The 11701-nt window shown below is 73.7% G+C and carries 2 protein-coding genes; both read right to left on the bottom strand.

Going from position 1 to position 11701, the window contains the following annotated elements; translation table 11 throughout:
• Positions 1-64: 64 nt before the first annotated feature.
• Positions 65-9706: an SDR family NAD(P)-dependent oxidoreductase gene (locus tag AB0C96_RS27600; RefSeq protein ID WP_362920882.1), complete on the bottom strand. Its 9642-nt coding sequence runs from the start codon at positions 9704-9706 to the stop codon at positions 65-67.
• Positions 9703-11697, bottom strand: coding sequence for an asparagine synthase (glutamine-hydrolyzing) (asnB, locus tag AB0C96_RS27595; RefSeq protein WP_362920881.1), 1995 nt, complete (start codon positions 11695-11697; stop codon positions 9703-9705). The genes AB0C96_RS27600 and asnB overlap by 4 nt, the downstream gene beginning before the upstream one ends.
• Between the last annotated feature and the right edge of the window lie 4 nt (positions 11698-11701).

Here is an 11701-nt window from a genome sequence, read left to right as displayed (position 1 = left end):
GTTCACTTCCGTTCCACGTCGCCGGGCGGCCGGGCCACCTGGTCCAAGGAGTCAGGGGAAAGCGTCAGTTCCCGCTCAGGGCGCTCGCGTCGGCGCGGCCGTCGAGGACCGCGTCGAGCAGTGCCGCGCGGGCACCGGCCTCGAAGACGGGCTCAAGCGCGGGCGGCGGGGCGGGGGTCCGCTCGCTCTCGGGCACCCAGTAGCGCTCGCGGGCGAAGGGGTAGCCGGGCAGCCGCACGGTGCGCCGTTCCCCGGCGGGTCGCATCGCCTGCCAGTCGACCGGTGCGCCTTCGCACCACAGGGCCACGACGGTGTCGAGCCGCCCGTCGCGCAGGGCCAGGGTCACCTCGGGGTCCTGCTCCACCCGGCGTCGCACCCCGGCGCCACGTGCGCGCCCGGTGCCACCCGTGTGCCAGCCGGCGGGCGGGCCCCCGGCGAGGTAGCGGTCCAGTACGCCGAGCACGTCGTCGACGCTTCCGGCGACGAAGCCCAGGCGTCGTTCCATGGCCTGACGGCCCACCTGGAGGGTGAACGCCAGGTCCGCCGGGTCCGGGGTGCGTCCCTCGCGGCGCGCCTCGGCGAGGGCGTCGCGCAGGCGTCCGGCCGAGGCGCGCAACCGGTCGTCGTCGCGGGCCGAGAGCACGATGGCCTGGGGCGCCGCCGTGCGGGTCGGGCCGGTCCGGGGTGCCGGCGCGGGCGCGGCCTCGAGGACGACATGGGCGTTGGCACCGCCGAAGCCGAAGCTGCTCACCCCGGCCCGCAGCGGCCGGGCCCGCCCGGTGCCGTCGGTGCGCGGCTCCCAGCGGCGCAGCTCACGCACCACCTCGAAGTCGCCGGCGGCGAGCGGCAGATGGGGGTTGAGCCGGTCGCAGTGCAGGGTCGGCGGCAGCTCGCCGTGGCGCATCGCGAGCAGCACCTTCAGCACCCCGGCCAGGCCCGCGGCCGCCTCCGCGTGGCCGATGTTCGTCTTCACCGAGCCGAGTGCGCACGGCCGGTGTCCCGGCGCCGGCCCGCTCCGGGCGGCCCGCAGCGCGCGGTAGGCGCTGTCGAGGGCGTTGACCTCGACCGGGTCGCCGAGAGCGGTGCCCGTACCGTGCGCCTCGACGTAGCCGATGCTGTCCGGGTCGATGCCGCGCATGGCGTCCTGGATGAGCGCGGCCTGCGCCTTGCCGTTGGGGGCGGTCAGGGAGCCGGCGCGGCCGCCGTGGTTCTCGGCGCTGCCCCGGACGACTCCCCAGACGGCGTCGCCGTCGCGCTGCGCCTGTGCGAGCGGCTTGAGCAGCACCGCGGCGACGCCCTCGGAGCGGACGTAGCCGTCCGCGTCGGCCGAGAAGGACTTGCAGCGGCCGTCCGGACTGAGCATCCCCGCCATGTGCGCCGCGGCGAACGTGTCGACGCTCAGCAGGAGGTTGACCCCGCCCGCGACGGCCATGTCGCAGCGGCCGGACCGGATGCTCTCCACCGCGCGGTGCAGCGCGACCAGCGAGCTGGAGCAGGCGGTGTCGACCGGTTCGCTCGGGCCGTGCACGTCCAGGACGAAGGAGATCCGGTTGGCGAGCATCGAGTGCGCGTTGCCGGTGGCGGTGAAGCCGTCGGGCGCCACGCCGCTGGCGTTGAGCAGATGGTGGTAGTCGCTGCCGGAGACGCCGAAGTAGACCCCGGTGTTCTCCGGGAGCCGCGCCGGGGCGTAGCCGCCGTTGTCCAGCGCCGCCCACACGGTCTCCAGCGCCAACCGGTGTTGCGGGTCCATCAGTTCGGCTTCCAGCCGGGAAAGGTGGAAGAAGTCCGCGTCGAAGCGGTCGACGCCTTCGATGCGGCCGGCGAACTTCGGGAAGTCCGCCCGGGCCAGCACGCCTGCGTAGCGCGCGTCGAACCGGTTGCCGGGGTAGTCGCCGACCAGGTCGTCGCCGGCGCGCAGCCGCTGCCAGAAGGTGTCCAGGTCGTCCGCGCCGGGAAAGCGCCCGGCCGCGCCGACGATCGCCACGGCACCGTCGTCCGGCACGGGCACGGGCACGGGCACGGGCGCCGGCGCCGACGCGGGCAGCGGTGCGGGCGCCGGCGCGGCCGGCGGCACGGGTGCCGAAGCGGGCACGGGTTCCGCCCCGGCCGGGACCGGCTCCGCCTCCTCGGGGTCGGCCGGGAGCCTCAGTTCGGCGCCGTAGCGGTCCCTCAGGTGCTCGGCCAGGCTGCGGATGTCGGGGCACTCGAAGAAGAGCGCCGGGGTGACGTCGGTGCCGAGGGTGGCATTGAGTTCCGCGGCCAGCTTGGCGAGTGCGATGGACTCGAAGCCGTACGCGTGGAAGTGGGTGTCGGCGTCGATGTCGGCCAGGTCGAACTTGAGCAGGTCGGCGACGGTCTCGCGCAGCGACTGGAGGAGTCCCGCCGGCACGCCGGCGGTCACCGCGGGCACGACCGACGGCCCGGCCGTGGCCGGCCCGGGCACCGGCTCTGTGGCCACCGGCTCTGTGGCCACCGGCTGTGTGGGCACCAGCTGTGTGGCCACCGGCTGTTGCTCCTGCGGACCCGCCGGACGCCGCAGTGCCGGGTGCGGTGTCCCGGGCAGGGCCGGCAGCGCCCGCCCGGCCTCGATGTGCAGGGCCGGCGGGAGCGTGCCGTCGGTGAACTCGGCGTCCTCGACCCGGCCCAGCACCCGCCCGTCCCGGTCGACGAACGTCGCGTGGAAGACGTCGTCGGACGTGCGGTCCAGCACGATCGCCCGGGTGTGAACCAGCTGTTCGCCCTGCACCGACCCGACCCGCGCCACGGTCGCCGCCGGGCGGCCCAGCGCGTGCTGGACGCCCTGGAGCAGCCCGGCCAGCACCCACGCCGGGATGTGGACCTGCCGCTTGTGGGGGTCCTGGCACATGCTCGGCGCGGCCACCCGGACCAGCAGCCGGTGCGGGCCGAGCTCGGTGACGCCCTCGACGCTGCGTGCGTACGGCCGGGGGTCGAGGCCCGATGCGGCGAGCCCGGCGTAGAAGGCGTCGCCGTCGAGCGTCGAGGGTCCGCCCGGCTGCGGCACCGGGACGGTTCCGGCGGCGGTGCCGGCGGCGGCCCCGGCCGGCTCGACATCGACGGCGAACCGCACGGTGTCGTCGGCCTCGTGCCGCAGCTCCACGCGGTGGGCGCCGGATCCGGACGTGCCCAGCCGCCAGACGAGCGTATCGGGTACGTCCGTGGGCGACGGCAGCGCTGCCCAGTGGGCGTTCCGCAGCCGCAGCGGCCCCCCCAGCCCGGCGAGCCGGGCGAACGCCAGCGCGGCGTCCAGCAGCGCCACGGTGGCGTAGTGACGCGTGCGGCCGACGGTGTAGACGTAGTCGAGCAGTTCGTCCCCGCGCAGCCGGAGGCTGTAGCGGACCCCGTGCAGGTCGGAACCGTTGACGCCGACCCACGGGTGCGCCCGCCGGGTGAAGGCCAGCGGCCGCAGCACGCTGGGCGCGTCGTCGTCCTCGGGGTACCAGCAGCGCACCTTCTCGAAGGGGTAGGCGGGCAGCGCCAGCTTGGCCGGGCGGTGTCCCGCCGGCCACAGCCGGTCCCAGTCCACGCTCGCGCCGGCCGCCCAGTGCTGCGCCAGCCCGGCCAGGTCCGCCCCGCCGAGGGCCCGTTCCACGGTCGCCGCGTCGACGGTGCGCCGTCGCCTGAGCGTGCTCACGGTGAAGTGCACGCCGTCGGGAACCTCGGGCTCCGGCGCGGCCCAGTCCACCGCGGACAGCCGCGCCAGCCGGGTTCGTGCGTCGGCGGAGTCCTCCGCGACGAACGCCAGCCGGCACGGCAGCTCGTTCTTGCCGGTCTGAAGGGTGTACGCGAGCGCATCCAGGCCCGGTTCGCCCTGCCGCACATGGTCGTGCACGTCGCGCAGCACGGTGCGCAGGGCCTGCGGCGTCATGGCGGAGAACACCAGCAGCTGCGGACGGCCGCTGTCGGGTGCGGCGACGACCTGCCCGTCGTACTCCTCGACGACGAGGTGCACATTGATGCCGCCGGCACCGATGGAGGTGACGCCCGCCCGGCGCGGTACCTGCACGCCGCCGATCGTGGGGCGCTGCCAGGTGTCGCGGTGGCGCTGCACGACGAACGGCGTGGTGGCGAAGTCGATCGCCGAGCTGAGCGTCTCCGCGTGCAGGGAGGGTGCCAGCGTGCGGTGCCTGAGCTGCAACAGCACCTTGGTCAGGCCCGCCAGGCCCGATCCGGACAGCAGGTGCGCCACGTTGGACTTGACCGAGCCGAGCGCGCAGAACTGCACGTCCTGGGTGTCGCGGGCGAACGCCAGGGCTGCGCCCTTGATCTCGATCGGGTCGCCGAGGGAGGTGGCGGAGCCGTGCCCCTCCAGGTAGCTGATGGTGCGCGCGTCCACGTCGGCGTCGTCGAGCGCCTTCTCGATGGCACGTGCCTGCTGTTGTGGGCTCGGTACGGTGAAGCCGTTGCGGACCCCGGCGTTGGTCATACCGCTGCCCTTGATCACGCCGTAGACGTGGTCGCCGTCCGCGACCGCCTCGGCGAGCGGCTTGAGCACGAGGGTGCCGACGCCTTCGCCCAGGATCGTCCCGTCGGCGCCGAGTCCGTAACTGCGCACCACCTCCGCGGTCTTGGAGGTGAAGTGCGCCTGCGAGGTGGCGATCAGGTCGAACGGGTGGAGCATCAGGTTGATGCCGCCGACGACGGCCATCCGGCACTCGCCGCTGCGCAGCATGCGCACCGCCTGGTGCACACACGCCGACGAGGACGAGCACATGGTGTCGAGGAACACCGACGGCCCGGTGAAGCCGTAGTGGTAGGACAGCATGTTGGCCATCACGCCGATCTCGCTGCCACTGGTCGCGGCGCCGCGCATCAGCGTGTTCTGGAAGCCGTAGAGCCCGTAGCTGTTGTTCATCGAGCCGACGAGCACGCCGATGTCGCCGTCGTAGCGGCGCCGCAGCGTCTCCCGCGAGTAGCCGGCGTCCTCCAGTGCCGCCACGCCCGCCTGGAGGAAGAGGCGGACCTCCGGGGACAGCAGCTCGGCGTCGCGCTGCGAGATGCTGAAGTAGCGCGGGTCGAACGCCTCGACGTCCCGCAGGAACGTGCCGGTCCTGACGACCGTCTTGCCTTGGACGTCACGCTCGTCGAAGTAGATGTCGCTGTGCCGCCAGCGCGCCGCGGGGACCGGTTCGAAGCTGTGCCGGCCCTCGCTGAGCAGTTCCCAGAACTCCTCCAGCGTGTCGGCGCCCGGGTACCGCCCGGCCATGCCGATGACCGCGATGTCGTGCCGCCGCGGGTCGGCCCACGATGCGGCGGAAGGCGCCGCGGCGGCGGGTGCCGGCAGGGCCGCGGCGGTCGCAGGCTCCTCGACGGCCGTCGCCTCGGGGTTCACGGCCTGGGGAGCGTCCTCCTCGGGGATCACGGCCTGGGGAGCGTCCTCCTCGGGCGTCGCGTCCCCCGGTATCAGGTCTTCGGGGGCGAAGAGCCCGGCGAGCCGGTCGCGGTGCTCGGCGACGAGATAGCCGGCCACGCCCCGCAGGTCGACGTGCTCGAAGAAGAGCGTCTTGGGCAGCGAGCCGAAGGTGTCCTCCAGCCTGCTGGTCAGGTCGACGATGGAGATCGAGTCGATGCCGTAGGTCTCCAGCTTCTCGTCTGCCAGGATCTGCTGCTCGTCCTGGAGCGTCACCTCGGCGAACAGCTTCCGCAGGAAGTCCTGGGCGTGCTGGAGGAGTTCGCCGTCGTCCGCGGCGGGCGGCGCCCCGGCGCCGCGGTGCGGTGCGCGCTCCGCGGCACGGTCCAGGCCCGCGTAGACGCGCAGGGCGGCCCGCTCGCCGTAGAGGACCACGCGTCGCACGGGTGCGTCGGCGTGCAGTGCGCGCTCCAGTGCGTCCAGGCCGACCTCGCTGGGCAGCGGCACGGTGCCGGTGCGCTTGCGCAGATAGGCCAGGCTGGCGTGGTCGACGCGCATGCCGCCGTCGGCCCACAGCGGCCAGTCGACCGAGCGGGTCACCTGGCCAGCTGCCTGCCGCCCGGCCGCGAACGCGTCGAGGAAGGCGTTGGCGGCGGCGTAGTCGGCCTGTGCGGCGTTGCCGAACGCACCGGCCACCGAGCCGAACAGCAGAAGGAAGTCCAGCCCGTGCTCGCGGGTCGCTGCGTCGATGTGCACGGCACCGTCCACCTTCGGCGCGAGCACGGCGGCGGTGCCGGTGAGCGGCTTGTTCGCGAGGTAGCCGTCGTCGAGGACACCGGCCGCGTGGAACACGCCGTCGAGCCGCCCGTGTTCCGCGCGGATGGCCGCCACCGTCTCCCGCACGCTGTCCGCGTCCGTGACATCGGTCCGGCGGTACTCCACCGCGCCCTGGGACAGGCCGGCCCGCAGCGTTTCGACGGCCGGACTGTGCGCCGACCGGCCGCTGACGACGACCGTCGCGCGCCGGTGCCGGCACAGGTGCTCGGCCAGGAGCCGGCCGATGCCGCCGGCACCGCCGGTGATCCAGTAGACGCCGCCGTCGCGCAGCAGGCTTCCGCCCGTCGCGGCCCGGTCGAGTTCGACGGTGCCGTGGCGCAGGCGACGGTCGTCACGGTCGTAGGCGACCTCGGTGTCGTCGTCGGTGGCCGCCTCCGCGCGGACGATGCGTTCGAACCGGGCGGTGTCGCGGGGGTCGTGGTCGTCGAGAAGCACCAGGCGGCCCGTGAAGGAGGGGTTCTCCTGGTGCGCGGTCTTCAGCAGGGCCGCCAGGGGTGCGTAGACCGGCGACTCCGGTGCTCCGGGTGCGATCACGAGCACCCGCCGCTCCTGGCCGAGCAGTCGCCGGACGTGCGGGTAGCAGGCGGCGAAGGCCGCCTTCATCGCCGACGCGTCGTCGGCGTCCGCCGGGACCGCCAGGTGCTGCACGTCCATCCCCAGCCGCGCGGCGCTCGCCGCGACCAGGTCATGGTCGAGTGCGGCGTTCAACACCGTCACCGGGCGGTCCGGTCCGGCCTGTGGAGCCGGGGACGGCGTCCACGCGCCGGTGACTTCCAGGAGCTCCCCCTCGGGGGCCGGGTCCGTCGCGGGCCGGGCGGCGGGCAGCTCCCGTGCGGTGTAACCGGTGAGTCGCACGCACAACCGGCCGTGCTCGTCGAACAGGTCGATATCGGCCCGGGTGGCGCCTGCCCCGCCGCCGGCGGGACGCAGCCACGCCCACATCGTCCGGGTCGTCGGCGCGTGCACGGTGAGGTCGTCGAGTGCGAACGGCACCGCCGGCGCGGACGGGTTGCGCCAGCCGCCGTCGGCCGGGCCGAGGGCCAGGGCCGCGAAGAGCGCGCTGTCGAGGACGGCGGGCTGCAACGCCATGCCGTCCGGTGTGCCGGCGGGCAGCCTCAGCTCGGCCAGCACGCCGTCCGGTCCGCGGTGCAGGGCGTGCAGGCCGCGCAGCGCGTGGCCGTGCTCGATGCCGCTGGCCCGCAGCGCGGCGTAGCCCTCCGCGACGTCGACGGACTGCGGGAAGCGTGCGCGCAGTACCGCGGGATCGGTCGTCTCCGCCCCGGCCTCGCCGTACTCGACCCGGCCGCCGGCGCAGGTCCGGCCGTGCTCGTCGGTGACGGTGTAGTCGTAGCCGGCACCGGCGGGGGTGAGCCGCAGCCGTGCGGTCAGCGCCGTGTCGCCGACGGCGAGTGGCCGGGTCCACACCGCATTGCGGATGCGGGGGGCGAGCCCCGCCCGGGTGCCCGCGACGGCCTGTTGTCCGGCGGCCGCCACGACGAGTTCCAATGCCACCACGCCCGGGACGATCCGGGTGCCGGCCACGAGGTGGTCGCGCACGAAGCCCTGTGCCGCATCGAAGTGCAGCGGGAACGACCAGCCGCCGTCGACGAGTTCGCCCTCGCCGAGCGGCCGTGGGGCGGTGGTGTCCGTCCTCGGCTCGGGCCCGACGGTGGGTTCGAACCAGTGGTGTGTCCGTGCGAAGGCGGTGCCGGGAACGTGCACCCGTCGGCCCTGCTCCGGCCACTGTGCCCAGTCCAGCGGCAGGCCCTGGGCCCAGGCGGCCGCGAACTTGTCCAGGCGGCCGGTCTCCAGCCAGCGTGCGGCCAGTGCCGCCATGTCGTCCGCGTCCAGCCCGTCGGGCACGTCCGTGCCCGCCCGGCCGCGCGGGCAGCTCGCGGGCGGTTCCTCCCCGTCGGCGACGCCCTCCAGTTGGGCCGCCCACTCCTCGACGTCGCTCGCGTGGAACACCACCCGCTCGCGCATCGGCACCCGGCCCTCGCGCAGTGTGCGTGCGACGTCCGAGAGGGACGGTGGGGCGTTCTGCCGGATGCGGTCACGGGCCCAGCGCGCGAGCCCGGCGCAGGTCTCGCGCAGCCGGTCCTCGTCCTTGGCGGACACCGGAAGCCACTGTGCGGCGCCGTCCTCGGCAGCCTCGACCGGCTCCGGGGCTTCCAGCAGCACATGGGCGTTGGTGCCGCCGAACCCGAAGGAGCTGACGCCGGCCCGCAGCGGCACCGGCTCCTCGGGGTGCCAGTCGGTGAGGCGGTCCACGACGTACAGGGGGCTGCCGTCCAGCGTGATGAGCGGGTTGAGGGTGCGGAAGTTGACGGTTGTGGGCAGCTTGCGGTGCCGCATGGCGAGGATGACCTTGAGCATGCCCGCGATGCCGGCGGCCCCCTCCAGGTGGCCGATGTTGGTCTTCACCGATCCGACGCCGCAGCGGTGTGCCGGGGCGGCCGGCGCGTCCCCGGCACGGTCCTCGCCCAGTGCGGCGAAGGCCTGCTTGAGACCGCTGATCTCGATCGGATCGCCGACGGGCGTGCCGGGGCCGTGGGTCTCGACGTAGCTGACGGTCTCGGGGGCGATCCCCGACCGGCGGTAGACGTCGGCGATCAACTGGGCCTGCGCGGCAGGGTTGGTGACGGTCAGTGAGCTGGTGCGTCCGCCGTGGTTGGTGCCGATGCCCTTGATCACCGCGTGCACGGCGTCGCCGTCGCTGCGGGCGTCGGATGCCCGCTTGAGCAGGACGATGCCGCCGCCCTCGCCGCGCACATAGCCGTTGGCGTCCGCGTCGAAGGCCCGGCACAGCCCGTCGGGCGAGAGCATGCCCGCCTTGGCGAAGGCGATGAAGTGGCGGGGCGACCAGGTCAGGTTGACCCCGCCGGCGAGCGCCAGGTCGCACTCGCCGGACTTCAGGGCCTGCACGGCCTGGTGCACGGCGACCAGCGAGCTGGCACAGGCGGTGTCGTTGACGACGCTGGGGCCGCGGAGGTCGAGGTGGTGGGAGACCCGGTTGGCGATGATCGCGTAGGCGGCACCGGTGGGGTAGTAGGCGTCGATCTCCGCGACCTGCTGCTCGATGAGCTCCGCGTAGTCCCAGTGGCACACACCCATGAAGACGCCGGTGCGTGAACCCGCGAGGTGGTCGGCCCGGTAGCCGGCGTCCTCCAACGCGTGCCAGCTCAGCTCCAGGGCCATCCGCTGCTGGGGGTCCATGGACCGCGCCTCGCGGGGGGAGATCTGGAAGAAGTCCGCGTCGAAGCAGTCGACGTCGTCGACGAAGCCGCCCCAGACGCTGTTGGTCTTGTTGAACTCGCGGCGCGGGTGGCCGAAGTGGTCCTCCCTGCGCCAGCGGCGCTCGGGCACCTCGCTGATGAGCGAGCGTCCCGCGGCCAGATGGTCCCAGAACTCCTCCGGGGTGCGGGAGGCGGGCAGCCGCAGGGACAGGCCGATGACGGCGATGTCCTGGTCGTCGGCGGGGCCGGCGATCTCCTTCTTCATCCACGTTCTCCGTCCTGGGCCGACCGGGCGCCGCTGCGCCGGTCGACGACGTTCAGGGGGACTCCGAGCGGAGCCCGGCGGCGGGCGTGCCCGCGCACGTACCAGTGGTGCAGCCAGATCGTGGAGGCCAGGAAGACGAACGCCTGGTTCTCCTTGGTGCCGATCCGGTCGGGGGGGCTGTCGAAGACGCGGTCGGTCAGGCGGCGGACGAAGCGCGGGTCGAGGACGCCGATCTGGTCGAGGGTGCCGGCGTCGGTCAGCAGCTCGCGGTAGTCCGGGCGGGAGCGGACGAACGCGGCGCTGTCCGGGGCGCGGTAGGGGAACTTCCCCTTCTTGACGATGCGTTCCGGCAGCACGTCGGCGTAGGCGCGCTTGAGGAGGTACTTCTCGTCGAAGGGGTCGCCGAAGCGCAGGTTGACGGAGGCGGCCCGGCGCACCACGGCGGGGTCGAGGAAGGGGCAACGGTTCTCCACGCCGTGGGCCAGCGCCATGCGCTCGCCCTGGGTGGAGAGGAGGTAGCCGCCGAGCAGGGTGCGGAACTCCAGCCACTGGGCCCTCTGCACCGGGGAGAGCGCCGCGTAGCCCGGCTCCCGCGCCACGAGTTCCTTGACGGCCGCGAACGGGTCGCCCGCGTCCTTCAGCAGGCGGGCGGCGAACCGGCCGTTCTGGAAGCGCATCTGGTGGGAGAACAGGCCGGGCAGGTCCTCCTCGACGAACTGCCGGTAGAGCCCGAGCATCCGGCGGTGGCCGTCCTCGTCGCCGAAGTGGCGCAGATAGGGGTAGAGCTGACCCATGCGGCGCAGGCGGGTGTCGTCGTCCAGCTCGTGCCAGGCCGAGAGCAGCAGCACGTCCTTGAAGATGCCGTAGCCCAGGAACGCCTCGTCCGCGCCCTCGCCGCTGAGGACGACCTTGACGCCTTCCGCGCGCACCTGCCGGGCCAGCAGGTACATGGGCACGAAGGCGGTGCGGAAGGCGGGCAGCTCGGCGTGCCGGACCGCTTCGGGGAAGTTCTCGACGACGTCGGCGTCGCTCACCCGCACCGTGGAGTGGCGTGTGCCGAGGTGCCTGACCAGGTCGTCCTGTTCGGCCGACTCGTCGAACTCGGCGTCCTCGAACGCGAGGGAGAAGGTCCGCAGCTGCCGGCCGGTGCGCTGCGCGGCGAGGTGCGCGACGATGGACGAGTCCAGGCCGCCGGAGGCGTAGACCCCGACCTCCACGTCGCTGCGCAGCCGGACGTCGACCGCGGCTTCGAGGTCCGCGCGGACGAGTTCCACGGCCTCCTGCTCGGTCCCCGGCGCCGGGCCACCGACCAGGTCCGGCCCGAGCGTGGCCCAGCGGCCGCGGCTGGTCTGGTCGCCCCGGATCGTCAGGTACGCGCCCATGGGGATCTGCTCGATCCCCTGGTAGACGGTCTGCCCGGGCAGCGGGGTCCAGGTGGCGAAGACGGAGGACAGCTGTGCTGCGTCGAAGGCGAACCGGAAGCCGGGGTAGGCGAGGAACGCCTTCATCTCGGAGGCGAACAGCACGGCGCCCTGGTGGCGGGCCACGAACAGCGGGCGCTTGCCGTAGCGGTCGCGGGCCAGGTGCAGTTCGCCGGTGGTGCTGTCGTAGAGGGCGAACGCGAAGGCGCCGTTGAAGCGCGGCAGGCAGTCGCGGCCCCAGGTGGCCCAGGCGTTCAGTACCACCTCGGTGTCCGAGGCGGTGCTGAAGGTGACGCCGTGGGAGGACAGTTCGCGCCGCAGTTCGCGGTAGTTGTACAACTCGCCGTTGTAGCAGAGCCAGTAGCGGCCGTCGGCGCTGCCCATCGGCTGTGAGCCCGTCTGAAGGTCGATGATCCGCAGCCGCACCGTGCCCATGGCGAGCCGGTCGTCGAGGTAACAGCCCGCCTCGTCCGGGCCGCGGTGCTCGATCTGTGCGAGCATGCCGTCCATCAGGCTCCGGTGGTCCTGCGGGGGCAGGGGGCTTCGGTAGAAGCCGGCGATGCCGCACATCGGG

The sequence above is a fragment of the Streptomyces sp. NPDC048506 genome (genome assembly GCF_040651315.1).
In the GTDB taxonomy this organism is placed as follows: Bacteria; Actinomycetota; Actinomycetes; order Streptomycetales; family Streptomycetaceae; genus Streptomyces.
Note: the sequence above shows the minus strand (reverse complement) of the source record. Positions and strands in the feature narration are given on the sequence as shown.